Origin of the sequence: Acidovorax sp. A1169, assembly GCF_030704685.1 — a bacterium.
Classification (GTDB): Bacteria; Pseudomonadota; Gammaproteobacteria; order Burkholderiales; family Burkholderiaceae_C; genus Acidovorax.
Genome location: NZ_JAUZDX010000001.1, coordinates 44255 through 70142 on the forward strand (window position 1 = coordinate 44255; position 25888 = coordinate 70142).

22 protein-coding genes and 1 other RNA gene are annotated in these 25888 nt (G+C 67.1%); 3 read left to right on the plus strand and 20 right to left on the minus strand.

What is annotated here, in order from left to right; genetic code table 11:
- Window positions 1-20: 20 nt before the first annotated feature.
- A complete protein-coding gene (locus QYL93_RS00200) occupies window positions 21-1067 on the minus strand; it encodes a GlxA family transcriptional regulator (protein ID WP_305741783.1) in 1047 nt (348 codons plus the stop codon).
- 106 nt (window positions 1068-1173) lie between these two features.
- On the opposite strand from QYL93_RS00200, the gene QYL93_RS00205 reads away from it, so the two are divergent.
- Window positions 1174-2517, plus strand: coding sequence for an amidohydrolase (locus QYL93_RS00205; protein WP_179682087.1), 1344 nt, complete (start codon window positions 1174-1176; stop codon window positions 2515-2517).
- Window positions 2518-2526: 9 nt separating this feature from the next.
- On the opposite strand, the gene QYL93_RS00210 is transcribed toward QYL93_RS00205, so the two are convergent.
- From QYL93_RS00210 to QYL93_RS00275, 14 genes are all read right to left on the minus strand, one after another.
- Window positions 2527-3069, minus strand: coding sequence for a VUT family protein (locus QYL93_RS00210; protein WP_370876919.1), 543 nt, complete (start codon window positions 3067-3069; stop codon window positions 2527-2529).
- A 13-nt stretch (window positions 3070-3082) separates the two neighbouring features.
- Entirely contained in the window at window positions 3083-4813 is a 1731-nt protein-coding gene (locus tag QYL93_RS00215) for an NAD(P)/FAD-dependent oxidoreductase (protein ID WP_305741784.1), read from the minus strand.
- 89 nt (window positions 4814-4902) lie between these two features.
- Complete coding sequence (locus QYL93_RS00220; protein WP_305741785.1) at window positions 4903-5985, minus strand: molecular chaperone DnaJ; 1083 nt, start codon at window positions 5983-5985, stop codon at window positions 4903-4905.
- Window positions 5986-6037: 52 nt separating this feature from the next.
- Complete coding sequence (locus tag QYL93_RS00225) at window positions 6038-7096, minus strand: YbhN family protein (RefSeq protein WP_305741786.1); 1059 nt, start codon at window positions 7094-7096, stop codon at window positions 6038-6040.
- 10 nt (window positions 7097-7106) lie between these two features.
- Complete coding sequence (gene clsB / locus QYL93_RS00230; protein WP_305741787.1) at window positions 7107-8336, minus strand: cardiolipin synthase ClsB; 1230 nt, start codon at window positions 8334-8336, stop codon at window positions 7107-7109.
- Window positions 8333-9100 (minus strand): endonuclease/exonuclease/phosphatase family protein, encoded by a 768-nt coding sequence (locus QYL93_RS00235; protein WP_305741788.1) that lies wholly within the window; start codon window positions 9098-9100, stop codon window positions 8333-8335. Before QYL93_RS00235 ends, clsB begins: the two co-directional genes overlap by 4 nt.
- Before the next feature lie 160 nt (window positions 9101-9260).
- Window positions 9261-10178: a cysteine synthase A gene (cysK, locus tag QYL93_RS00240; protein ID WP_305741789.1), complete on the minus strand. Its 918-nt coding sequence runs from the start codon at window positions 10176-10178 to the stop codon at window positions 9261-9263.
- 88 nt (window positions 10179-10266) lie between these two features.
- The gene (gene rtcA, locus QYL93_RS00245; RefSeq protein WP_305741790.1) at window positions 10267-11319 is read right to left on the minus strand and encodes an RNA 3'-terminal phosphate cyclase; all 1053 of its coding nucleotides are present in this window, start codon (window positions 11317-11319) and stop codon (window positions 10267-10269) included.
- A complete protein-coding gene (locus QYL93_RS00250) occupies window positions 11313-12176 on the minus strand; it encodes a nucleotidyltransferase domain-containing protein (RefSeq protein WP_305741791.1) in 864 nt (287 codons plus the stop codon). The genes rtcA and QYL93_RS00250 overlap by 7 nt, the downstream gene beginning before the upstream one ends.
- 70 nt (window positions 12177-12246) lie before the next feature.
- Entirely contained in the window at window positions 12247-13464 is a 1218-nt protein-coding gene (locus tag QYL93_RS00255) for an RtcB family protein (protein ID WP_305741792.1), read from the minus strand.
- Between the two features lie 41 nt (window positions 13465-13505).
- Window positions 13506-14312, minus strand: coding sequence for a hypothetical protein (locus QYL93_RS00260; protein WP_305741793.1), 807 nt, complete (start codon window positions 14310-14312; stop codon window positions 13506-13508).
- A 53-nt stretch (window positions 14313-14365) separates the two neighbouring features.
- On the minus strand, window positions 14366-15103 hold the full coding sequence (locus tag QYL93_RS00265; protein ID WP_305741794.1) for a hypothetical protein: 738 nt from the start codon (window positions 15101-15103) through the stop codon (window positions 14366-14368).
- A 601-nt stretch (window positions 15104-15704) separates the two neighbouring features.
- Window positions 15705-16058: a hypothetical protein gene (locus QYL93_RS00270; protein ID WP_305741795.1), complete on the minus strand. Its 354-nt coding sequence runs from the start codon at window positions 16056-16058 to the stop codon at window positions 15705-15707.
- A gap of 48 nt (window positions 16059-16106) precedes the next feature.
- Window positions 16107-17660 (minus strand): RNA-binding protein, encoded by a 1554-nt coding sequence (locus QYL93_RS00275; RefSeq protein ID WP_305741796.1) that lies wholly within the window; start codon window positions 17658-17660, stop codon window positions 16107-16109.
- A gap of 197 nt (window positions 17661-17857) precedes the next feature.
- Here QYL93_RS00275 and rtcR point away from each other — a divergent pair, with 197 nt between their 5' ends.
- Together rtcR and rnpB are read left to right on the plus strand one after the other, a co-directional pair.
- Window positions 17858-19486, plus strand: coding sequence for an RNA repair transcriptional activator RtcR (gene rtcR / locus QYL93_RS00280; protein WP_305741797.1), 1629 nt, complete (start codon window positions 17858-17860; stop codon window positions 19484-19486).
- A 9-nt stretch (window positions 19487-19495) separates the two neighbouring features.
- An RNA gene (gene rnpB / locus QYL93_RS00285) (RNase P RNA component class A) lies at window positions 19496-19815 on the plus strand.
- Between the two features lie 163 nt (window positions 19816-19978).
- On the opposite strand, the gene QYL93_RS00290 is transcribed toward rnpB, so the two are convergent.
- The 5 genes from QYL93_RS00290 to QYL93_RS00310 form a co-directional block, all read right to left on the minus strand.
- Complete coding sequence (locus tag QYL93_RS00290; RefSeq protein ID WP_305741798.1) at window positions 19979-21211, minus strand: M48 family metallopeptidase; 1233 nt, start codon at window positions 21209-21211, stop codon at window positions 19979-19981.
- Window positions 21211-22482, minus strand: a complete 1272-nt coding sequence (locus QYL93_RS00295) for a YjgN family protein (RefSeq protein WP_305741799.1) — start codon at window positions 22480-22482, stop codon at window positions 21211-21213. The genes QYL93_RS00290 and QYL93_RS00295 overlap by 1 nt, the downstream gene beginning before the upstream one ends.
- Window positions 22483-22584: 102 nt before the next feature.
- Complete coding sequence (locus QYL93_RS00300; RefSeq protein WP_305741800.1) at window positions 22585-23373, minus strand: rRNA pseudouridine synthase; 789 nt, start codon at window positions 23371-23373, stop codon at window positions 22585-22587.
- Entirely contained in the window at window positions 23366-25033 is a 1668-nt protein-coding gene (locus QYL93_RS00305) for an MBL fold metallo-hydrolase (RefSeq protein WP_305741801.1), read from the minus strand. Before QYL93_RS00305 ends, QYL93_RS00300 begins: the two co-directional genes overlap by 8 nt.
- A gap of 72 nt (window positions 25034-25105) precedes the next feature.
- On the minus strand, window positions 25106-25858 hold the full coding sequence (locus QYL93_RS00310) for an Asp/Glu racemase (protein WP_305741802.1): 753 nt from the start codon (window positions 25856-25858) through the stop codon (window positions 25106-25108).
- Between the last annotated feature and the right edge of the window lie 30 nt (window positions 25859-25888).

Sequence of the window (25888 nt, forward strand, 5' to 3'; positions counted from 1 at the left end):
GGCAGCCCAACCGCCCGGTCTCAACCCACTTCCACCCGCCAGCGCCTGCGCGGGGCGCGCAAGGCATGGCGCTTGCGGTACTCGGCCGGTGGCATGCCAGTGTGCCGCACGAAGATGCGGCGAAAGGCCGCGGGGTCCGCATAGCCGCAGGCCCCGGCGATGCTGGGCACGCTCTCCAGCGTCACTTCGAGCATCACCTTGGCGCGCGCGCAGCGCAGGGCATGCAGGTAGTCGAGCGGCGACTGCGCCAGCTCGGCCTGGAAATGCCGCAGCAGGGTGCGCGTGCTCACTGATGCGGCCTGCGCCAGGCGTCCCAGTGAATACGGCTCTTCCAGGTGGGCCTCCATCCAGGCGATGGCGCGCGCCAGGGTGCTGTCGCGCGTGGCCGGGATGTGCTGCTGTGCATTGGCCTGCAGGGCGGCCTGCGCGCGCTGGTGGTCGGGCGCCATCACCGTGGCGCAGGCCCGGGCCATTTCCTCGCCAAAGGCGTGGCGCACCAGGGCGATGGCCAGGTCCACCAGGTTGTGGGGCAGGGCGCCGCTCAGCCAGGGGCCATCGTCGCTCCAGTCCCGCCCCGGCACCAGCGGGATGCCAGGGAAGTCCCGCGCAAAGCCAGCCATGTAGAACCAGGGCAGGCTGGCCGTGCGCCCCTGCAGGCGGCCGCTGGCTGCGGCCAGCCAGGCGCCGTCGCCCATCGTCAGCAGCTTTTGCCCGGCATCCACTGCAATGCCGACCTGCCGCACCAGCGCGGGGTGGCGCGCCACCACCTGGCGGATGGCCGGGATGTCGGCCGCGAGGAACGAGGCAATGAACACCGCCTGTGCCGGGCCGCTGTGCACGTCGGTGGACGGTCCTGCAGCGGTGTAGTGCGCCCACGGTCCGGTCAAGGCGGGCAGGGGCTGGCCGTCGGCATCGAGAAGCTGCCAATCCATGCGCGGCGCCTGGTTCCCCGACCGCAGGCGGGCCAGCAGGTTGGCGCTGCGCAACAGGTCGATGAAGTGCAGGGCAGTGCCCAATGAGGATTCAGGCACCAGCGGAATGTCGATGCGGAAGGTGGGTGCGGGCATGGCGGTATCGGCTCTGTAGATGGCGATTTTCGCTTGTCATGAAACATCTGGGCACCCGTAGCATGAACGCTCGTTCTTTTTTATCCCCCTTGCACGGACCCTCCTCATGCACAAAACCCTCTCGTCGATCGCCATTGCCGCCGGCCTCGTGGCCGGCAGCCTGGCCCTGGTGTCTTCCGCACACGCCCAGGCCCTGGATGCCGCTGGCCTGCAGGCCATTGATGCTGCCGTGAACGGCGTGGCCGGCAAGATGGTCGGCTGGCGCCGCGACATCCATGCCCACCCCGAACTGTCGGGCCAGGAAGTGCGCACCGCCAAGCTGGTGGCCGAGCACCTCAAGCGCCTTGGCATGGAGGTGCAGACCGGCGTGGGCGGCACCGGCGTGGTCGGCACGCTGCGCGGGGGGCTGCCGGGCAAGGTGGTGGCCCTGCGCGCCGACATGGATGCGCTGCCCGTGCCCGAGAACACCAACCTGCCGTTCGCCTCCAAGGTCAAGGCCAACTACCTGGGCAAGGAAGTGCCGGTCATGCATGCCTGCGGGCACGATGCCCACGTGGCCATGCTCATGGGCGCGGCAGAGGCCCTGGCCGGCATGCGGGCCACGCTGCCAGGCACCATCAAGTTCATCTTCCAGCCCGCCGAGGAAGGCGCGCCGGTGGAGGCCGACGCCAGCGGCAAGGTCCCCAGCTTCGGCGCCAAGGCCATGGTGGAAGAGGGCGCGCTGAAAGACGTGCAGGCCATCTACGGCCTGCACATCACGGCCAACCTGCCGTCCGGCGTGGTGGGCTACCGCAGCGGCCCGCTGATGGCGGGCTCGGACAACATCAGCATCCAGGTCGAAGGCCGCGGCGGTCATGGCTCGTCGCCCTGGAACGCGGTGGACCCGGTAGTGGCTGCCAGCCAGGTGGTACTGGGCCTGCAGACGGTGGTGAGCCGCCAGCTCAACATCAGCCAGGAGCCGGCCGTGATCACCATCGGCTCCATCCATGGCGGCACGCGCTACAACATCATTCCCGACAACGTGGAGCTGCTGGGCACGCTGCGCACCTTCGATGAAGGCATGCGCCAGGAGGCACTCAAGCGCATCACCACCACGGCCGAGTCCATCGCGGCATCGAGCGGTGCCAAGGCCAAGGTGCGCTTCGGCCCCGTGGCCTACCCCGTGACCTCCAATCCTGCGGCGCTGACCGAAGCCTCGCTGCCTGCGCTCAAGCTGGCCACCGGTGGCAAGGCCATGATCATCCCCAAGGTCAGCGGTTCGGAAGACTTCTCCGAGTTCCAGAAGGTGGCCCCTGGCTTCTTCTACTTCCTGGGCGCGCCACCCAAGGGCGCAGACTTCACCAAGGCACCGTCCAACCACTCGCCGTTGTTCGACATCGACGAAGACCAGTTGCCTGTGGGCGCGCGCACCCTGGCTGCGCTGGCCGTCGACTTCCTGCAACGCAAGTAAGCAAGCGCGTCAGTGAAGAGCCGCTGCCCTGCTGCCGATGAGCAGGCGAAAGGGCAGCAGCAGCGCCACGCCCAGCGCCAGCTTCACGGCCAGGTCGCCCAGGGCCCAGGTGATCCACGGGTCGCTGGTGCCTGCAAAGGCAATGCTCCAGAAGATGGCCGTGTCCAGCACGGCCGCCAGCAGCGTGGCGACCAGCGGCGCGCGCCACCAGCTGCCGTGGCGCAGGCGGTCGAACACGCCAATGTCCAGCCACTGCGACAGCAGGAAGGCCGTGCCCGAGGCCACCGCGATGCGGGCCGGCGCCAGCACCAGCGAGGCCGCCACGGCCACCGCGAAACCCACCCAGGCCACACGCCGCGCATGCTGCGGGCCATGGCGGCGGTTGACCAGCTCGCTCACCAGGAAGGCCACCGGGTAGGTGATGGCACCCCAGGTGAGCCAGTCGTTGATCGGAAACTGCACCAGGATGTTGGAGGCCAGCACGACTGCGGCCATAGCCAGTGCGGCGGTGATGAACTGTGCGCGCGTGGGCGCTGGAAGCAGGATGGCCATAGGGGCCGTGGACTCAGGCCGTGCCCAGCAGGGCGCGGGCCACGGCCTCGCCGACCTTGATTCCATCGACCCCGGCTGAGAGGATGCCGCCCGCGTAGCTGGCACCCTCGCCTGCCGGGTAGAGCCCGCCAGTGTTCAGGCTCTGCAGGTTCTCACCGCGCCCGATCTTGAGGGGGGACGAGGTGCGCGTCTCCACCCCGGTGAGCACCGCATCGTGCATGTCGAAGCCCTTGATCTTGCGGCCGAAGGCCGGAAGTGCCTCGCGCAGTGCCTCGATGGCGTAGCCGGGCAGGGCGGCATGCAGGTCGCCCAGGGCCACGCCGGGCTTGTACGAAGGCTCCACGTCGCCCAGCTGCTTCGAATCGCGCCCGGCGATGAAGTCGCCCACCAACTGGCCGGGCGCACTGTAGTCGCGGCCGCCCAGCACATAGGCATTGGATTCGAGCTGGCGCTGCATCACGATGCCTGCCAGCGGGTGGTGCTGCCCGGCCGGCTGCGCTTCGGCGCCATAGGTCGCGCCCAGGTGCAGCGCAAAGGCCTCGGCATCGGTCGGGTAGTCGGTGGGGTCGATGGCCACCACCATGCCAGCGTTGGCATTGCGCTCGTTGCGCGAATACTGGCTCATGCCGTTGGTGACCACGCGGCCCGGCTCGCTGGTGGCAGCCACCACCGTGCCGCCGGGGCACATGCAGAAGCTGTAGACCGCGCGCCCGTTGGCCGCGTGGTGCACCAGCTTGTAGTCGGCAGCGCCCAGCAAGGGGTGGCCGGAATGGCGGCCCCAGCGGGCGCGGTCGATCACGCCCTGCGGATGCTCCACGCGGAAACCGATGGAAAACGGCTTGGCCTCCATGGCCACGCCGCGCTCATACAGCATGGAAAAGGTGTCGCGCGAGCTGTGGCCCAGCGCCATCACCACATGGTCGGCGCGCAGTTCGGTGGTTTCGCCCGTGGCCTGGTTGAGCACCGTGAGGCCGCGCAGGTGGCGGCTCTCCCCCGTGCCTTCGACGACCACGTCGGTCACGCGCTGTTCGAAGCGGATCTCGCCGCCCAGGGCGATGATCTGCTCTCGCAGGTTCTCCACCACCTTCACCAGCTTGAAGGTGCCGATGTGCGGGTGCGCCACATAGAGGATTTCCTCGGGCGCCCCGGCCTTGACGAACTCGCCCATGACCTTGCGGCCCAGGTGGCGCGGGTCCTTGATCTGGCTGTAGAGCTTGCCGTCGCTGAAGGTGCCGGCACCGCCTTCGCCGAACTGCACGTTGCTTTCGGCATGCAGCTCGCGCTTGCGCCACAGGCCCCAGGTGTCCTTGGTGCGCTCGCGCACCGGCTTGCCGCGTTCCAGCACGATGGGCTTGAAGCCCATCTGCGCCAGCACCAGTGCGGCAAAGATGCCGCAGGGCCCGAAGCCCACCACCACGGGCCGCAGCGCCAGGTCGGCGGGCGCCTGGCCCACCGGCTGCCACACCATGTCGGGCGTGGGCTGGATGTGCGGGCGGCCGGCATGCTGGGCGAGCAGGGCGGGTTCGCGCACTGGGTCGGCCAGGGCGAGGTCGATGATGTACACCGCCAGCAGGTCGGCCTTGCGCGCGTCGAAGCTGCGCTTGTGCACGTGCACGGCGGCAATGTCGGCCGGGGCGATGCCCAGGATCTGAACGGCCTGGGCGCGCAATGCGTCCAGCGGGTGCTCGGCGGCGTCGGCCGGCACGGCTGCCAGCGGCAGCTTGATTTCGGAGAGGCGGATCATGGTCTTGCAGGCCCGTGTCGATCGGGCGGTGGCAATGTCGTGGGGCTGGTATTTTAAAGGAGGCGGTCCTGCCATGCCCGCCAGGGTGCTCAGTCCGGGTCCAGCATGTCGGCGGCCTGTGCCTTGAGCCATTGCTTGAGGTAGTCGTTGTCGGCTACCGCCTGCACCTCCCGCTGCAGCAGCGGAATGTCGTGCTCAAGTGCCTGGACCTGGCTGCGCAACTGGGCCATCAGCTGGCCGGGCTGCAGCTTGCGCTTGGATGCAACGCCCAACTGCAGCCGCATCGTGTTCTCCAGCGTCACCACCTCTTGGCGCAACTCGGCCAGTTGGTCGGTGAGGACCTGGTTGTAGCGCTGCAGGTGCGTGTCGCCCACGCCCGCCATGTGCTGCGCGTCGATCTGCTCCACCTCCAGCTGCAGTTGCAGCAGGTCGAGCAGGCTGTTGGCGGCATAGGCCAGGTTCACGCGCTGCATGAGCGCGGTCTTGCGCAGGCGCTCGGCTTCGTCGGGCTCGCGGTCGGGGTGCAGGGCACTGGCCAGCTTGCGGTACACCGCGCGCACCGACTGGCTGGCCTCCTGGGCGGCTTCCTGCTGCTCACGCTCCTGCGCGCTGGGCTTGCGGGCGCGGCCGGCACGGTGGCGCTCACGCTCCTGTTGCGCGCGCGCCTGACGGGCCTCCATTTCCTCCTCCACACGGCGCACGATGTCTTCGGGGGATTCCGGCTCGGTTGCGGATGGCAGCCGCAGCGCGTCGGTGCTGTCGGGTGTTTCCTCGGTGCCGAGCGGCTCCTCGGTGTACTGGGCGTGCAGCGTCTGCATCGTTGCGCGCGTGGCGGCATCGCGCACGTTGTGGGCCAGGTCTCCAGCGAGCCGGGCGATCACGGCATGCAGGTCCCGCAGCAGCGTGCGGCCCAGGCCCTTGCGCGCCGAGGCCTCCACCACGGCGTTCACCAGGCCGGCGTGCGCAGCGTAGTACCTGTCGAGCAGGGGGGCGACGTCTTTGGCGTAGCGCTGGTGGTAGGCGTCGATGGCCTGGTTCCATGCAGCCAGGATCTCGCGCTGTTCTGCGATCTGCGCGAGCAAGCCGTTGAACGACTGTTGTGCCAGCGAGAGCGGTGCCTGGCCTTGCTGCGCGGTGATGCGCAGCGGGGTGGCGGGGAGGGAAGAGGACATGAAGCGCGTGGCAGGGGCAAAAGGCCCTCGATTTTGCCCGCACGGGGGCTGTTCAGTTCGAAGAGGTCGCCGAGGCCGGTGCCGGCGTGCTTGTCCCACCCTTGCGCCAACGCAGTTCCACCACCCCGAAGGCCAGCGCGGCGACGGCCAGCGGCGCAAAGAAGTAGAGCGTGCGGTAGGCGAGGATGGCGGCCAGCGCCTGGGGCGCCGGCATATAGGCTGACAGCACGGCCGTACCCACGGCCTCCAGCACGCCCAGGCCCGCGGGGATGCGCGAGATCAACCCGGCAACGGCACCCAGCAACACCGTGGCCAGGGCCGCCACATAGGGCGCCTGCTGTTGGGTGAGCAGCCAGATCGCTGCGCCCATCACCATCCAGTTCACTGAAGACACTGCAACCTGCAGCAATCCCACCGACCAGTGCGGCATGGGGAAGCTGTGGCCCCGCAGCGTGAGCGGCTGGCCCCGGCGCCACACGCAGGCCACCAGGTAGGCTGCGGTGACGCCCGCCATGGCGGCGCCAATCCAGCGCAACTGGCCGGAGGCCATGTCCCAGCCCTCGGGCAGTTGCGGCGTCCAGAGCCAGAACACCGCGCCCGCCAGCACGAAGTAGCCGAGCCAGTTGGTGATGATGCTGATTGCCACCACCTGGCCGATGTCGCCCACCGACAGGCCCTGGCGCGAGTACAGCCGGTAGCGCACCGTGACCCCGCCGATGAGGGAGCCCAGGTTCAGCGTGAACGGGTAGGCGATCAGTGTGGTGCCCACGGTGTGTGCCACCGGCAAGCCATGCCGGGTGTAGTAGCGCCCGAACAGGTCGAAGCTGCTGTAGATGCCGTGGCTGGCGAACGCCAGCGCAGCGCCACCGAGCAGCGCGGCCATGGGCAGGTCGATCAGCGCATTCCACACGGCGCCCCAATCCACGCTGCGGGCCTGCCGGAACAACAGCGCGCCGATCAGCAGCACGAATGCGCCGGTAACCAGCGTGATGGCCCACGGCCACCAGCGGCTGTTGCGCAGGGTGCTCCAGCGGCCAGTCCCCTTGTGCGGGGCTGCGGTGGAGGGTGGCGTGGCAGTCCCGCGCAAAGGGTGGGTGGCGGGAGCGCTCATGGGCGGTATCCTAAGTGGCCGAAGCCGCCTGGGGATTGTCGGCTGCCAGCGCACTGGCCTTGACCAGCGAGATGGTGGGCTCGTGGCGGGGCAGCCAACCGGCCCAGGCCGGGAACCAGCGCATCAGGTGGAACACGCAGTAGCTGCGCACCAGCCGCAGGCCTTCCCAGCGGCTTTTGGGCGTGGGCTCCACCTGCTTGCAGGAGTTCTCCATCAGGTGTGCAAGGCGCGCGTAGAGGTTGGCATTGAAGGCCCGGTCCCGGATGATGACATTGGCTTCGAGGTTGAGCGACAGGCTCAGCGGATCCAGGTTGCTCGATCCCACGGTGGACCATTCGTCGTCCACCAGTGCCACCTTCCCGTGCAGCGGCCGGTCGCAGTATTCGTAGATGCGCACCCCGGCCCTCAGCAGGTGGTCGTAGAGCAGGCCTGCCGCCGTCTTCACGATGGGCATGTCGGGCTGGCCCTGCAGGATCAGGCGCACGTCCACCCCACGCCGCGCCGCGCGCCGCATCTCGCGGATGAAGCGGTAGCCGGGGAAGAAATAGGCGTTGGCGATCACCACCCGCTTGCGCGCCGAGCGCAGCGCAATGCGGTAGTGGCGCTCGATGTCGTTGGTATGGCCGTGGTTGTCGCGCGTGACAAAGATGGCATGCGCCGTGCCCTCGTACGGCAACCCGCGCGTGTTGGACGCCTTGTTGCGGCGGCGGTCATCGGGGTCGAGCACCGCTTCACGCGTGAAATGGTGCATCTGGGCGACGATGGGGCCGCGCACTTGCACGGCGTAGTCCTGCTTGGCTTCCGGCCCGAAATCGGCCACGTGGTCGGCGGAGTAGTTGATGCCCCCGATGAAGCCGAGTTCGCCATCCACCACCACGATCTTGCGGTGCATGCGGCGCAGTACGTTCAGGCGCTGGCCCATCACGCGCTTGCCGGGGTCGAAAACGCGAAAGTGAACGCCGGCTTCCACCAGGGCACGCAGGTACTGGTCCGACAGGTCGGGCGAGCCGAATCCATCTACCAGCACATGCACCTGCACCCCGCGCTGCGCGGCAGCCAGCAGCACGGCATGCAGTTCCTGGCCGATCTTGTCGTCGAACAGGATGAAGGTCTCCAGCATCACCTCGCGGCGTGCCTTGCGAATGGCATCGAACACCCGGGGAAAGAAGTCCTCCCCGTTCTCGAGCAGCTCGAACTGGTTTCCAGGGACCCAGCGAGGGGACTGTGATGCGCGCGTCATAGCGAAATCTCCGCAGCCAGGGGTGCGTGGTCCGACAGCTTGTCCCAGGGCTTCTTGGGCAGGTTCAGCGGCGTGTGCACCGAGGCATTGCGCACGTAGATGCGGTCCAGCGCGAGCAGGGGCATCGATGCGGGGAAGGTGCGTATAGCACGCCCGGTGGACTGCACGAATACCTCGTGCAGGTTGGCCCGCTCGCGCAGGACTTCATGGGCGCGGCCGCGCCAGTCGTTGAAGTCACCGGCCACTACCACCGCCTCGTCGGGATCGAAGCTGTTGACCAGATCGCACACGCTGCGCAGCTGGCGCTGGCGGTGGGCTTCCTGCAGGCCCAGGTGCACGCAGATGGCATGCACGGGGCTGTGGTGCTTGGGCGGCTGCAAAATGCAATGCAGCATGCCGCGCCGCTCGGGTCCGCTCACCGAGATGTCGTGGTTCTCGTAGTGCGTGATCGGGAATTTGGACAGCAGCGCATTGCCATGGTGGCCGTTGTCGTACACCGCATTGCGGCCATAGGCGAACTGGGTCCAGATGGTGTCTGCCAAGAACTCGTAATGGGGCTCCTGGGGGAAGTTTTCCACCCGCCCCGCATGGCGGTGGTGTGTGCCCAGCACCTCTTGCAAGAACACGAGGTCCGCCGCCACGTTGCGCACGGCATCGCGCAGCTCGTGCAGCATGAAGCGCCGGTTGAAGGTGGTGAAGCCCTTGTGCACATTCACGGTCAATACCTTGAAGGCAATGGGCTGGGATGCGGAGGTATGCGCCATGGAAACAATCTGAAAAGGTACCGCACCCCCTTGGTGCGGTCCACCGCCCGGATGCACTGGCAGCCGAGGGTGGTATCACCTTGATTGTTCCGGCCGCAGGCCGGTGACGCTGTAGGACGGTGGGCCGTCAGCCTGTGCAGCACCGGCCCACCCCAGGGGGTTAGGCAGGCAGGAAGCCTTCGACCGACAGGTAGCGCTCGCCCGTGTCGTAGTTGAAGCCCAGCACGCGCGCGCCCACCGGCAGCTCGGGCAGCTTCTGGGCAATGGCTGCCAGCGTGGCGCCCGAGGAGATGCCCACCAGCATGCCTTCTTCGCGTGCGCAGCGGCGTGCGTACTCGCGGGCCGGTTCGGCATCGACCTGGATCACGCCGTCGAGCAGGGTGGTGTCGAGGTTCTTGGGCACGAAGCCTGCACCGATGCCCTGGATGGGGTGCGGCGAGGGCGCGCCGCCCGAGATCACGGGCGAGGCCGAGGGCTCCACCGCGAACACCTTGAGTTGCGGGAACTTCGCCTTGAGCACGCGCGCCACACCCGTGAGGTGGCCGCCCGTGCCCACGCCGGTGATGATGGCGTCGAGCCCGTCGGGAAAGTCCGCCAGGATCTCCTGCGCCGTGGTGCGCACGTGTACGTCGATGTTGGCGGGGTTCTCGAACTGCTGGGGGATCCAGGCGCCCGGCGTCTGGGCCAGGAGTTCCTGTGCGCGGGCGATGGCTCCCTTCATGCCCTTTTCCTTGGGGGTCAGGTCGAACGTCGCGCCGTAGGCCAGCATCAGGCGGCGGCGCTCGATGCTCATGCTGTCGGGCATCACCAGCACCAGTTTGTAGCCCTTGACGGCGGCCACCAGCGCCAGGCCGATGCCGGTGTTGCCCGAGGTGGGCTCGATGATGGTGCCGCCCGGCTGCAGCGCGCCCGAGCGCTCGGCGTCCTCCACCATCGACAGTGCGATGCGGTCCTTGATCGAGCCGCCGGGGTTGGCGCGCTCGGCCTTGACCCAGACGTTGGCGGCACTGCCGAACAGGCGGTTGATGCGCACGTGCGGCGTGTTGCCGATGGTCTGCAGAATGGTGTCGACTTTCATGGCGTCTCCTGGTCAGGCGAAGGATGGAAGGGGAAATGCAAAAGGGCCATTTTGGCCCAGTCCGGAGCCCATGGGCACGGCTGGGCCTTCAGGGCACGGGCAGGGGCTCGATGCGCACCAGGCTGGCACCGCCCATGGCCTCGGTCGCCACCCGCACCGGCAGACAGGCGTTGATCACCGCCGCGTTCGTGCGCGTGTGGTCCGTGAGCTCGCTGGCCGTGTAGCTGGCCGCCCTGCCAGTGCGCCACACGGCCAGTGCCAGCGGCAGCATCCACTGGTCGGCCAGGTGCGGGCCGGTGGCCGCCGTGCTGCGCTGGAAGGCCAGCACCTCGTCGGCCAGCCGGCGTGCCACGAGTTCGGACGACACCCCGCGTTCGCCGAACTGGCAGAACACTTCGGTCACCTGCGCATATTCCAGCGTGGCCAGCAGCACATTGCCAGGCCCTTCGTGCTGGCGCACGCCAGGCGCGCGCAACTGATCGGCCTCGTGCGTCCAGCCCAGGCGCCGGCCCAGTTCCTCCAGTTCGCGCGCAGCCACGCTGCGCGCCAGGCCCGGGGCCAGCGCCTCGGCCCAGGCGCTCACGGGCGCGCCGCGCTCGGTCAGGTCAAACGGTGTCAAGGGCTGCGATGCAGGCGTGATCTGCGCATGCAGCAGGCCCCCGCCGGCCGGATAGAAGCCGCGCCGCTCCAGCGTGAGCGCCAGCCCCACGCCCAGGCGCGCCAGCAGCGGCGCGTAGGAGCGCTGCAGAAAGTCGAACGGCGGTGCCATCGGGTTGTGCGTGCCACCCGCCAGCTGGATCCGGCTGGGCGCATCGGCCAGCATCAGCGCGGGCAGCACGGTCTGCAGCACCAAGAGGCAACTGCCGGCGCCGGCGATGCGGAAGGTGTAGTCGCCCGCACGCACCGCGCCGGGTGTGAACTGCAGCGACTGCGAGCCCAGCTCTGCCCCTTCGGCCTGCCCGCCACTGACCTCCACGGCGGCTTGGACGCAGGCCAGGTGCTGGCGCATCAGCCCCGGCTTGGCGCGGCCGGCGCGGATGCGCTCGATGCGCAGCGGCCGGCCGGTGACCATGGACAAGGCCAGCCCCGTGCGCAGGATCTGGCCACCGCCTTCGCCCTGGGAGCCGTCGAGTGTCAGCATGGTGCCTCCTTGGCTGGGGGCGCGTTGAAGCGCAGCACCGTGTCGTGCAGCAATGCATCGAGCGCGGCATGGCCCGGCACGGGCAGGGGCTGCACGGGCTCGGCCGCATTGCGTGCCAGCTCCGCTTCGATGAAGGCGTGGATGCCGGGCCAGCGCGGGCTGGTCGCGGCCTCGCCCGCGCGCATCTTCACCTCCAGCAGGGCGTTGATCTCGGCGATCAGCACGGCGTCGCCCACCGGGTCCAGCGTGTGCTGGGCCAGTTCGGCAAAGCGCATGGGCGGCACGCCCGGGCGCGCGCGTATCCAGCGCGCGGCCAGCAGCGGGCGCAGCACGTACAGGTACTTCTTGTAGCGCACCTCGTCGGCCTGCAGGTGCTCGCGGAAGTTCTTCTTGGCCATGGAGGCGTAGTGGTGCCAGCCCTTGGCGTTGGAGAACACGGTCTCGGCCAGCGCGCGAAAGCGATCCATGGCGGGCCCGTCCTCGCGGTAGACCACGGGTGAGCGCAGCCATTCGAGCAGCGTGGGGTTGGACTCGCGCATCAGGCCCAGCGCCTTGCGCAGGTCCCAGCCGTTGATGTCCAGGTCGCCGCTGATGGGCACTTCGATCACGTCGCGCCCTGGCGTGACCGTGAGGTACCAGGGCAGGCGGTTGACATAGATGAAGCGCACGTCGTAGTCGCTGTCGGGCGAGGCAAAGCCCCAGCCCCGGCTGCCCGATTCGCAGGCAAACAGGATGGTGACCTGGTGCTGCGCCTCGATGGCGCTGAGGTTGTCCATGATCTGCACGCGCATGGCGGGATCGATGGGGTGGGCCGATTGCAGGAATTCCTGTTGTTCTTCTTGCTGTTCTTTGTGCATGTGCTGATGCCGGCGCTGGTCTGGCCAGCGCCGGCTCCGTTCAATGGTTGCGATGGAGGTGCAAAGGGGTCTATCCCTTCACGCACACCACCTGCTTCAAGGTATAGACCACCTCCACCAGGTCTTCCTGGGCGGCCATCACGGCGTCGATGTCCTTGTAGGCCATCGGGATCTCGTCGATCACGTCGGCGTCCTTGCGGCATTCCACGCCCTCGGTGGCGGCGATCTGGTCGGCGATGGTGTACATCTTCTTGGCCTTGGTGCGGCTCATCTTGCGACCCGCGCCGTGGCTGCAGCTCATGAAGCTATCGGGGTTGCCCTTGCCACGCACGATGAAGCTCTTGGCGCCCATGCTGCCGGGGATGATGCCCAGCTCGCCGGCCTTGGCGCTCACTGCACCCTTGCGGGTGATGAGCACGTCCTCGCCGAAGTGCGTCTCGCGGCTCACGTAGTTGTGGTGGCAGTTCACCGCCTCCACATGCGCCTCGAACGGCTTGGTGATCACCTTGCGGGCCGCTGCGATCACGCGCTGCATCATCACCTCACGGTTGGCGCGCGCGAACTTCTGCGCCCAGCCCACGGCGCGCACGTAGTCGCCGAAGTATTGGGCGCCTTCCTCGAAGTAGGCCAGGTCCTGGTCGGGCAGGTTGCGCTGGTGCAGCTCGGCATCCTTCTTGGCCAGCTCGATGAAGTGGGTGCCGATGGCATTGCCCACGCCGCGCGAGCCCGAGTGCAGCATGAACCACACGCTGCCGTGCTCATCCAGGCACACCTCGATGAAGTGGTTGCCGGTACCGAGCGTACCCAGGTGCTTGTGGTTGTTGGTGTTGCGAAAGCGCGGGTAGTCCTCGCAGATCGCATCGAACTCGCCCTTGAGCGCTGCCCATGCCACATCGGTCTCGTCGGGCGGCGTTTCCCACGCGCCCTTGTCGCGGCCCATGCGGCGCGGGTTGCTGCCGTGCGGCACGGCCTTCTCGATCGCCGAGCGCAGGGGCGCCAGGTTGTCGGGCAGGTCGTTGGCATGCAGCGTGGTCTTGCAGGCCATCATGCCGCAGCCGATGTCCACGCCCACTGCGGCCGGGATGATGGCCTTGAAGGTGGGGATCACCGAGCCCACCGTGGCGCCGATGCCGTAGTGCACGTCAGGCATGGCCGCCACGTGCTTGAACACGATGGGCAGGCGTGCCGCGTTTTCCAGTTGCTTCTGGGCCTCTTCTTCCACAGGGACGCCCTGGGTCCACATCTTGATGGGGACGCCGTTTTCCACGTTGCGTTGCAGGTAGCTCATTTCTTTTTCCTTCTATTCGTTGTTGTTCTGTTGGTTGATGTTCATTCGCTGATCATGTCAAACACCGATTCCAGCACCTGGCGCGGGCCCATGCAGTTGCCGCAGGTGCAGTGCGCGGGCGGGCCCATGGCGCTCGTATCCATCGCTAGGATCTTCTTCGCAAAGCGCTGCCGGTTGCCCGCGTCGAGCAGCCAGGCCTTCATCGTTTCGCGAAACTCCGGCTGGTCTTCTGCGAAGGCATTCTGTATTTCACGCTGGCCCCAGAAATCCCAGTAGCTGGCATTGGCGTAGTGCAGCACAGCGCTTTCCCGATCGTCCTGCAGCCAATGTGCCAGCAGGGGAGCGATGGACACGCCGCCCTTGTGGAACATCAGCAGGATGTCGAAAGCGTTCGCGCCATTGAACGGGCTGGGCTCGCGCCCGACCTGGCCCAGTCCTTCGCGGAAGAAAGCCAGCGCGAACGCATCCACGGCAGCCCGCTCACGGGGCGACAGCGCATGGGCGCCGCAGTTGCCCAGCCGGTCCAGGTACAGCTCGGTCGAATGGTGCAGTTCATCGCCCTGGGCCAGCAGTTCCAGCATCCGGGGCAGGAAGTAAGCCAGTTCCTCTGCGGGTTGCTCGCTGCTCTTGGCAGAGCCGTTGTACTCGTAGAAGTGCCGGGTCGAGATCTGGCGCAGCGGCAGGCGGCGCATCTCGCGCTCCATCGCCTCGTCCATGCAGCAGGCCAGGCATACGTCCAGCGTGCCCGTGGGGGCTCCGTAGTGCTGGAAAGCGGCGTACGCAGCTTCCACCACGGTGCGCAGGGCAGGGGGCAGTACGGTTCCGCTCGCGGTTGCTTGTGCTTTCATCTTCGTTCTCTCCATGGCGCGTTGTGCGCCGTTCCGTCCTTCGTATGGCGCGGCTACTGCACCATTCCCTGGGCCGCGGCGCGCGCATAGTTCCTCAGCTCCTCGTCATGCGCCGGCACGCTGCGGATGAATTGCTCCACCCGCTCCTGCAGCTCCCGGGGGCGCAGCAGGGCGCGGCCTTCGTGGCCGATGCCGTGCAGGGCCGAGACCTGCACGTCGCGGCAGGGCACGTCCAGCATCTGGCAGAACACCTGCCACATCGCATCCCGCCATTCGGGGATGTGCCTGGCGTTCCAGAAGGTCGGCCAGACGTCGAACCACATGTAGCAGACAAAGCCCAGGCGGCCGCTGCTGGTGCCGATGGTCTCGTACACGTGGGCCCTGCGCGGGCCGATGCAGTCGCTCCACAACCGGGGAAAGGCCTGCAGCATGCGCACCGCATCCGCCAGTGGCACCGAGGGGTCGAGCACCTGCAGGGGGATGTCGCCGGCATTGGTACTCATCACGCAGTTCAGGCCCATGCCCACCTGCTCGTCGCTGTAGGGCGCCAGGTCGGCGCCCGCGTTGGCGAACAGCGCGGTCTGGATGTGGGTCCATTGCAGGGGCGTTACCTTGAATTCCGGTTCATCGTTGTCCCAGTACCACTCCTGCTCCTTCTTGCCCGGTACAGGGCGATCGAAGAGGTAGCGCACGGCATCGGCATACAGCGTGGCATCGAGTCCGATGGACTCGGGTGTGAGCGGCGACGGTGCCTGCCTTGCCAGGCGCTTCTCGCGTGCGGTCTGTTTCATGGTGTTCCTCTTGTTCTTCTTTCTTTTCCTATCTGGTGGACGCGACGGGATTGCTCGGGCTGCGCCCTCGGCCTTCGGCCCGTGGCTTTGCCACGTCCAGCGCCGCTTCGCAGCTCTGAGCGAACCCGCATCTTTGCAGCGACCAGGGTGCTTTACTCCGCTGGCCCAGTGAACGGTTGGAAACGCGCGCCAGTGGCAGACCCGTCATCAGAGCCAGCACCTGCATCCTCAACCTTGCCCGCTCACCGACTCTCCCGCTGCACTCGGTGTTACCCGACCTGCCGGCAATAACAACATTTTTGGCAGTGGCGCTCCCTTCTGTGCCAGCGCGCCCGTAAAAAAGAGAGGTGACGAGGAGCGGAGGGTTGTGAACTGAGCTATCTGCCAAAGCAGACCGGGATTCGGACCCGGGACCTCCGTGACCGAGGCCACGACGCTCTACCTGTAAACCTACCTGCATTCACCCCATAAACTGCATCCTGGCCATCTCTTTGCGACAAGGGGGGATGGAACGGCTTGCTCTACCAACTGAGCTACCACCGCTGTAGCCAGCGGGCGGACGGGGATCGAACCCGCGACACAGTAGTTCCATCTGCATTCGTCAAAGAAACGCCAAACTCCTCGGTTGATGAAGAGCAGCGACAAGATCGGTGAAACGTTTTACGTGCTCTATCCACTGAGCTACGGCTTTGCAGCCGGCAGGATTCGAACCTGCGACCCCGAGATTAATAGTCTGTAGTTCCACCAGCATTCGCTGCAAAAAACAGTGCGACAAGAACGGCAAGACATCGACCACGCCACCGAAGCGGCGCTGGGATTCGAACCCCGGTCCAACCAGATGTAGTCCTGCCTGCATTCGCACATAACCTGGGTCCCCGTTCGGCGACAAACGGTTGGTGTGACTGGCTTTGGATGTAGTCACACCTGCATTCGCCGAACGACGACGTTCAATCATTCCTCCGAATCGGGAGCCGCAGACGCTGGTCCGCGGCTCCCTCTCACTTCAGATCGCGGTTTCCTCGATCACTCCCACCCAGTGGTCAGCGCCCAGCCCGCCAGCCGCATACAGGGCCAGCAGGGTGAACACCTCGTCGCTGAAGCCGCCGATGTTCAGCACATCGTCGCGCTCCTGCGCCTGGGTGGTCGCACAGGGCTGGATATCGATGCACACGAGTCGTGCCGCCGGATTGCGCGACTTGAACTGGGCCCATTCGTGCATCGTTGCCGTCGAGCGGCCACGCGCCGCATCGGCCCACGACTCGTTGTCGGACACCAGCACCACCAGATCGGCGCGTGCCTTCTCCTGGTTCAGCAAGGCCAACGGAGCGCTGCATGCAGTACCGCCGCCGCCGATCGCAGCCAGCTTGGACGCATTGGTCATCACCGAGTCCCGCGGATTGAGTCGCAGTGCAACCACTTTCGTTTCGAACGGCAGCACACGGGCATCGGCGTTCTTGCGCAAGACCGCAGCAGCCACCAGGGCTGCGACGTCGATGCAACGCACCGCCGTCGTGGCGCCCTTGCGGTAACCCGTGACTGGCGAGCCCATGGAGCCGGACACGTCGGGGCAAACCACCACACGGCCCGCGAACTGCGGTACGTTGGCAAGTGCCAGTTCCATCGCATCCTGCAACGCTTCCTTCACCACCGTCGGCACCTCAGGGCCGGCAGCGGTGTAGGCCGCCATCAACTGGTACGGCAGCACCCGTGCCTTGGCCACGGCCTGCGGATCGCGCAGCTTCGCGGCCACCGTATCCGCCACCCCGGGCAGTGCGAACACGCCGTGGCGGGCAAAGGTGTTCAGGTTCTGGCGCACCATCTGCCACGAGCCGCGCTCTGCGATGCGTGCCCAGGCCTGCGTATCCAGGTCGAGAGCGGTCAGCATCTGGAAGGGGACGTCCGGCACCTCGGCGGCCCGGTTGCGCTTGTAGCACTCGAAGGACAGCGTCAGCGGAGGCAGGGCTGCGGTGTCGTAGGGACGGCCGATCAGCCAGGCAAACCAGGCTGCGCGCCATGCTTCAGCAGGCTTGGGGTGAACCATCTTCACCACATCCGCCAGCGACGGCGTGGTACCCACCGATGCGTTGAGCAACTGCGCTTCGGTAGCCGACAGCAGCCATTGCTGCACCAGCTTCTTCGGGCGGGTTCCCAGCGACTTTCGACCCACCGCGCCGGAGCGCAGCATCTGCACGAAGTTGCGCAGCATCTTGCCGTTGTCTATCACCCGGCCAAACACCTGCGTCAGCAGTCCCACGTCACGCTGGGCCAGCGAAGCGGCCAATAGCGCCGGCATGTCCTTCATATGGCCAGCGCGACGTGCATACACCGCAGTCTTGGCCACGAACACAGGATCCACCTCGCTGGCCAGGGCCAGAACGGTGTCGAGTTGACTTTCGGCCTTGGCGTAGAAGGTGTGGCTCAGGCAACCGGTGGCGGCCAACTGAGCCAGTTGGTGCTTGGGCGATAGCAGAAAGGCCGCGCCGCCGGCTTCGTTCAGTGCGTTGGCGGTGGGCATCAGCGTGCCGCGCAGCGTCTGGAACAGTTGGGTGTTGACCATGTGGAACTCCTCTGATGTTGTCTTTTTGTCGATCTCGGTACTGTGATCGCAATGGGTGTGCCAGCTCGCCGGTGTGGCGTGAGGAAATTCGCAAGCAATTGATTTGATTGAGGAATTTTCGAATGTTTCTGACAGGTACTGTTTGATTGATGGAGTGTTTAAAATGAGAAATTATTTTTTGAGCTAGTAATTTATCCATGAAGAGTGTTGTGGTGATGGGCTTCATCGGTACCCAGCTAGATTCCGGCAAGGGCGCGGGCCGCTGGGAGAAGTGGCGGCCCACCGTCTCGCTGGTGCAGCACGAGGACATGGTGGTGCACCGCATGGAGCTGCTGTACACGCCGGCCCACCAGGAGCTGGCGCACCAGGTGCGCAACGACATCGCCATTGCCTCGCCGGAGACCACGGTGCGGCTGGTGCCCATGGAGATCGCCGACCCCTGGGACTTCGGCGAGGTCTATGCCCGGCTGTTCGATTGGGTGCAGACCTACCGCTTCGACACCGAACGTGAGGAGTACTGGACCCACATCACCACCGGCACGCACGTGGCGCAGATCTGCCTGTTTTTGCTGGTGGAGTCGCGGCGCATCCCGGGCGTGCTCGCGCAGACCTCGCCGCCCCGGCGCCAGCAGATGGGCGATGCGGGCAGCTATGCGCTGATCGACCTGGACCTGTCGCGCTATGACGTCATCGCCCAGCGATTCGGCGCCGAGCAGCGCGATGCGGTGGACTTCCTCAAGAGCGGCATCGCCACGCGCAATGCGCGCTTCAACGCGCTGATCGACGAGGTGGAGCGTGTGGCGGTGCGCTCGCGTGCGCCCATCCTGTTCACCGGGCCCACGGGTGCGGGCAAGTCGCACCTGGCGCGGCGCATGTACGAACTCAAGAAGGCCCGGCACCAGGTGGAGGGCGAATTCGTCGAAGTGAACTGCGCCACCCTGCATGGCGATGGGGCGGCGTCTACGCTGTTCGGGCACAAGAAGGGCGCCTTCACGGGGGCCGCCGCCGACCGCGCGGGCCTGCTGCGCACGGCACACAAGGGCGTGCTGTTCCTCGACGAGATCGGCGAGTTGGGCCTGGACGAGCAGGCCATGCTGCTCAAGGCGGTGGAGGAAAAGCGCTTCTACCCCATGGGCAGCGACCGCGAGGTGGCCAGTGATTTCGAGTTGATCGCTGGCACCAACCGCGACCTGCGCACCGAGGTGGCGGCGGGGCGCTTCCGCGAAGACCTGTACGCACGCATCAACCTCTGGAGTTACCAGCTACCGGGCCTGGCCCAGCGCCCCGAGGACATCGAGCCCAACCTCGATCACCTGCTCGCGCGCACCGGCACGGAGCTGGGCCGCACGGTGCGCCTGTCGGCCGAGGCGCGCACGGCCTATCTGCGCTACGCCCAGTCGCCCAATGCGCTGTGGAGCGGCAACTTCCGCGACCTCTCGGCCAGCGCCACGCGCCTGGCCACTCTGGCGGACAGCGGGCGCATCGGGCTGCCCCTGGTGGAGGCCGAGATCGCGCGGCTGCAGTGGCTGTGGCAACCGGCCAAGGATGCACGCGATGGGCTCTTAGGCGCGAGGGCTGCTGATGCGATTGATCTGACTGCCCTGTTGGGCGAAGAAGCCGTGGACGCCATGGACCTGTTCGACCAGCTTCAGCTGGCCGCCGTGCTGCGCGTGTGCCGCCAGGCGCGAACCCTGTCCGATTCGGGGCGCCAGCTGTTCCAGGCCTCGCGCGCGCAGCGCACGGTGATCAATGACGCCGACCGCTTGCGCAAATATCTGGCCCGGTTTGGCCTGGATTGGGAGTCGGTCATCCGCAGTGAACGATAATCGCCCTGTGAAGCGCGCCAGACCGCCGCTGGTGCAATCTGGGAAACCAGGCACTGGAGGAACGTCCGGACTGCACAGGACAGCGTAGCAGCTAACGGCTGCCCACCGTGAGGTGAGGATTAGAGCAACAGAGACGAGCCGATTAAGTTCGGATGAAACGGGCAATCTCTACGCGCAGCAATACCAAGTAGGCCAACGTTGATGTGGTTCCGCAGAGTTGGCGGGTAGGTAGCATCGAGCCGTGGTGGCGACACCCGGCCCAGAGTAATGGCGGTCACGCCGCGGGCAACCGTGGTGCACAGAATCCGGCTTATCGGCGCGCTTCACACTTTTCATGCGGTTTTGCCTTCGACCGGCTAGCGTCGTTGGGGAGCCTTGCCGTGCTACAGCACTGTCTGCGGTTCCCCGCCTAGCCATCCGATCGAATTCAAATCCGCGGCGACGGCAGTCGTCAATGCCGCGCAGGCCTGCCCTGTGCGGGCGACACGCTGATCAACCCCGCTTGGGGCAGTGCAAGGCATGCCCTTGTTCCAGTTCGGTAGCGCGCTCCACGGTATCTGGGTGGCTGCTGAGCAAGGACCACACGGGGCCCAGTGCCTCCGGCGCCTTGGGTTCTGCGGTGGTGGATGCAGAGCCTTCGGCCGGTGCGCTGGCGCTTTCCTTGGCGGCTGTGGCGGCCTTCTTCCTGGCCGCCTTTTCCTCATCGTCCTCGTCCTGCGCAATGGCCAGCAGCAGCTTGCCCATGGGCGCCGTGGGCAGCTTCGCATGGGACATGACGGCGATGGCAAAGCAGTCGGCCTCGCGCTCGTGGTTGCGGCTGTAGGCCAGGCCGGTGAGCACCGATGCGCCGGTGGAGACGATGCCCGATACATCGCCGAGCGCCAGGCCCATGCCCATCTGCAGCACGCCTTGCTGCACCACCATGCGTGTGGTGTGGCGGTGGGCCACGTGGCCGATCTCATGGGCCAGCACGCCGATGAGGGCGTCGTCGCTGAGCCCTTTTTTCTCTGCCGCCTTGGCCAGGCCATCGGTCATCACCACCGTGCCGCCGGGCAGGGCGAAGGCGTTCGCCCCCATGCCGGAGCGGAACGACAGCGTGTAGGTGGGCGCGTAGCCAGGGTAGCGCTGCAACTGGGTGGGCAACTGCTGCACCAGCGTATCAAAGCGTGCTTTCAGCTCGGCCTGGCGCTCCTGGGGCAGCTTGCTGGGTTTGAGCGTGCCCTTGTCCATCTGCGTGAGCACATTGCTGGCCACGCTGTTCTCCCAGGACACGGGCACGAAGCGCGTGAGCTCCGTGGCCGCCCAGGGCGTACCGTAGCGGTAGAAGAGGGTCAGCCCGACAATGGCGACTGCCGTCACGCCAAGCAGCACGGGCCAGCGGGTCTGCATGCGCCCCGCCAGGCTGGGGCGTGCGCCTGCGGCGGCAAGGGCTGCGTGCCACTGCGCCACGGCATCGATCTCCAGGCTGCCGTGGTCGCGCAAGTCCACCACCACCCGCTGCTGCGGGCGGCGCTCGCTCCAGGCTTCGGGCCAACCCACCTCGCCCCAGGGGAATACGGTGGGGGCCGCACCAGGCTGTGACAGCGGGTGCAGCGCCAGCGACGGGCCCCTGGGCGTGGGCTGCAGGCCCACGAGCACCGGCCTGGCCTGGCTGCTCAGCCCATCGAACCAGCGCCCTGGCACCAGGGTGCTGGGTGTTGCAGCAGGGGAGAGGGGGGCGTTCATCAGCCGATCAGGTCCAGCCCGGCCGCATCAGCCAGCGCATCACCAATACCGCCTTCTTTCTGCTGGCGCACCATGGCACTGGTGACCTGGTCCACGCTGCCCTTGACGTGCAGGGTTACGGACTCGGCCTTCATGCGGTACTCGCTGACCCGTGCGAACGGGCGGTACAGGCCCAGCGTGAGCAGGGTCAGGAACAGGTTCTTGACGCGCAGCAGCACGAAACGCCCAGTGCGCAACTGGCACTTGAAGCGCGCTACCTGGCTCAGGCCGATGTTGTCCCACATCAGTTGGAACATGCGGGCTTCGCGGTAGGCGCGTGCAGGCGCCGAGGTCAGGAGCAGCATGAAGATACCGCCGAATATGCCCACGACGATGGCCACCATGATCAAGGCGAACGAGCGGTCCTTGGCATCGTCGATGAACAATGCCGCAGTCCCGCCGGCCAGCACGCCCAGCAGCAGGGAGACCCCCAGCACGAACAGCAGGAACACGGCGACCGTGGCCAGCCAGACCTTGATGAAATCCAGGTACACCGGTTTCCAGCGGCCGGCCTCGGCGCCCACCTGGGTGCGCAGCACCAGCAGGCTTTTGTAGTTGTATTCGAGGCGGATGAAGCACATCACCGACAGCAGCAGCCCCAGCACCAGCAGGCCCCAGATGCCGGCCGTCATGGTTGGCAGGTCGGCGTCGCCGCTCTCGTCGGCAGCCAGTTCCTGCAGGGCGCTGGCCGATTCGGGCGCCAGGTACTGGATGCCGAAGAACACGCCGAACCACACCAGAGCAATGGCGAAAACTGGCCAGCTGGCCTTGTACACCTCGCGCCACGAGGCGGTGAACTGCAGGCGCAGGCCGCGCCAGCGCGTGGAGCCCAGGCGAAAGCGCATGGCGCTGCCCCAGATGAAGGGGGACAGCAGTGCCCCGGCGAGCAGAAAGACCCCGACAGCCGTGTCCTGCCCGGTATTGACGGCGATCTGGTAGGCGATGCTGATCATCACCAGCACGATGAAGCCCTTGACCATGCGACCTTGCTGGGCCGTGAATTCGAGCGGGCTGCCGGCGACCACGGTGTGGCCGTAGAAATACTGCGCAGTGCGCCGCCGCGCCCAGGGCGTGTAGATGCCCAGGGTGAGGATGGTCAGCAGCACGTTGACGATCCATACCCGGAAGTATTCGCCGCCGCTGCCGGTGAATTCAAGCGGGTGCGCGTTGATGTCCTGCGCCGCGAAGGCCGAGACGGGCGCCGCATCGGCCCCTGATTGCTGATAGTCCATGGACTCCCTCCTGTTATGGAGGGCAGTGTATCAGCGGCCTGTGGCGTATCGCCATCCCTCGAAATGGTGATTGCTCACCTTTTAATAGCTGTCGAGTGCTGCTCAGAAACGCTCCCAGGGCTGCAGGTAGCGCCACTGTCCCTCAGGCACCTTGGACAGTGGCACGCGGCCGATGCGGATGCGCTTGACGGCCACCACGCGCAGGCCCACGGCCTCGCACATCGCCGGAATCTGCCCCGGGCGTATGCCCTTGAGCGCAAAGCGCAGCCGCGTCTCGTTCTGCCAGCTCACCTTGATGGGCGGCAGCGCGCGGCCATTGAATGACAGGCCGTGGCACAGGCGCTGCAGGCCGTTGGGCGCGATTTCGCCAGCCACCTCCACGATGCACTCCTGCTCCAGCGATTCGATGTCCTCGGCCAGCTTGCGCGCAATGCGCTTGTCCTGGGTGTAGACCACCAGGCCGCTGGCCTCGGTGGGCAGGGGGGTGAAGCATTCGAGCTGGCGGAAATGGCGCTGCAGCACGCGAATGCCCGAGGCATCCTCGGGCAGGTGAGAGGCGAGAGCCAGCAGCGTGACGGCGGGCGTTGCACCCTGGCTACGGCTCGCATGGGCGGCACCAGCCTGCCCTGGCGCACCCAGGCCCGCCTCGAAACCGGCGGGCTTGTGCAGCAGCAGGGTGACGGGGGTCAGCTCCAGCAGGCTCGCGTCCGGGTCCACGGCCACGCTCTGGTGCGGCGCCACGCGCGCGCCGGGCACCTCGACCACGGCGCCCTCCACGCTCACGAAGCCGCCCTCGATGAATTGTTCGGCCGTGCTGCGCGAGCAGTTGAGTTGCTCGGCCACGCGCTTGGCCAGCCGGACATGGCCGGCTTCAGGGTTTTTTTCAGTCATTACCGGGTTCCATGGCGCGGATGCGCTCTACATGTGCAAGCAGCGAACGCTGGGCCACAGGCCACATGCGCGGGGGCACGTCGTCGTAGGCGTGCCGCACCCAGTCGTCCATGCTGCCCTGGGGCAGGGCCTGCATGGCGGCCAGTACCTTGGCCTCGCGCGCCAGGCGGTGGGCCTTCAGGCGGGCGATCGCGCTGCGCGCCTCGCCCAATACGTAGCCGTGCGCGGGCAGGATGAAGTTCACGCCCTGCTTCTCGCAGGCCGCGTCCAGCGCGTCCAGCGAATCGAGGTAGTCGGCCATGTTGCCGTCCGGTGGGTCGACCACCGTGGTGCTGCCGTTGAGGATGTGGTCACCGCTGAACAGCAGGCCATCCTCCTCCAGCAGCAGGCACAGGTGGTTGGCCGCATGGCCGGGGGTGTGGATCACCTGCAGGGTGTGGCTGGTGGCGGCATCGGCCACTTGGGCAGACAGCACCAAGCGCTCGCCATGGGCCAGCTCGCGCTCGGGCGTGAAGGCGCTGGCCACGCGGGCTGTGGGGGCCGAGCGCAGGCCCAGGATGGCGGGCGCTGGCTGGCCGGCCTGCACGCACAGCGCCTGCAGCGGCGCCGCGCCGGGAGAGTGGTCGGGGTGCGAGTGCGTGCAGACGATGGAGCGGATGTCGCCACCGGCGGCGCGCCAGAGCTTTTCCAGGTGCTCGGGGTCGGCCGGCCCAGGGTCAATGGCGATATAACCCGTGGCCGGGTCGCCCACCAGGTAGCTGTTGGTCCCCGGGCCGGTCATCACGCCCGAATTGGGGGCCGTGAGGCGCTGCACGTTCTTGAGCAGGGGTACGGGGTGGTCGGTCTGCCAGTCGAGCGGGTGAATGATCTGCCCGTCGGGGCAGACCAGCGCCAGTTCGCCGAAGGGCATCTCGTCTTCCATGTAGCGCGCCTCTTTGCCGCCCAGCAGGCCAGCGCGCGGGCAGCTCACCCACAGGGGCTGTTCGTTGGCCAGGGCGCCGAGCACGGCGTCGGTGTTCTTGAATTTCGCCAGCCGCTGCAGCGTTCGGATGGTCGGGAAGATCATGAAGAACTGGCCTGCCTCGTGCCGCGCCAGCGCATCGGCCGGGCGCACCCACACGGGCTCGAACTGCTCGGCCTCGTCGGCCACCGGGGTCTGGCCTTCGGGCATGCGTGCGGCCAGGAAGGGCACCTCGAAGCGGCGCGGCAGGTCGCGGTCGGCCGTCCAGTAGGCCAGCAGGTACACGCTGTCGGTCGCCAGGCGCAGGCCCCGGGCTTCGCACTGCGCGGCAAACGGCGCGCTGCGGTCCAGCGCGGCAATGTCGGCGGCATCGGCCATGCGGCCGTCGGCGTGGCGCGCCAGCAGCACGCCCAGTTCCTCGAAGCTCTCGCGGATGGCGGCGATCGCCTGGGTCAGGTGCAGGTCGTTCTGCGCAGGGCGGCGGTCCGCCACGGCGTGCGATTGGGCATCGAGCGCATCGATACCGCCGCCCGGGAAGACGTAGGCCCCTGGGGCAAAGCTCGCGTTCGGCGAGCGCCGCGTCATCAGCACCTCCAGCGCCCCGTCGCCCTCGGCGTCGCGCAGCAGCAGCACGGTGGCGGCCAGGCGGGTGGGAACGGGTTCGCGGTGGGGATGGAGTTGCTGGCTGATGCGGGGCATGGGGCCATTATCCGGCTTTGACCGCAGCCTGCCGGGCGCGCCATGCGGGAAAGCGCGGGGCTTTCCCGCAGATCAGTACTTGCCCGAGAGCAGGGCGCCGGCATGGGGCACCCGGGTCTCCAGCCCCAGGCGCCTGAGCATGGCCCAGGTGGTGCAAGCCGCCGCCGACACCACGGGGATGCCCAGCCGGTCCTGCGCCACCTGCACCGATGCCAGCGAGGGCATCTGCACGCAGGCCGAGATCACCACCACGTCCACCCCGCGCGTGTCCAGGCGCTGCACGATCTGGGCCGGGGCCGCAGGGTCCTGCGCGCCCACCTCCAGGTTGTCGGCGATTTCCAGCGACAGGCTGTCGTGCACGGCGATGCCCTCGTGCTCGATGTAGTCCACCACCAGCTGGGTGAGCGGCTTCATGTAAGGGGTGAGAACCGAGACCTTCTTCGCGCCCATGGCCTTCAGGCCTTCGACCAGGGCGCCGGCACTCGACACCACGGGCGCTGGCTTGCCGTTGGCGACCGTGACCTCGTGCAACCGCTTTTCGGACGTGCGGTGGTAGCCCAGGCCCATGCTCATGATGGCCACCAGGCAGGCATAGCCCATCACGTCCATCTTTCCATCCGAAAGTTCCAGTGCGCAGCGGTCGGAGTCGCGGTCCATGGCGGCCAGCTGTTCCTGGGTGACCTTCTGCATGCGCATGCGGCTGGCATGGAAGCTGAAGCGCTCGGGCAGGATCTGCTCGCGGGCGCGCAGCATGGCGGGGATCTCGGTCTCCATGGTGGTGTTGGAGCTGGGCACGATCTGCCCGATGCGGTAGGTGCGTTGCATGGCGGTCTTTCACGAAAAATGGGCAAAGCG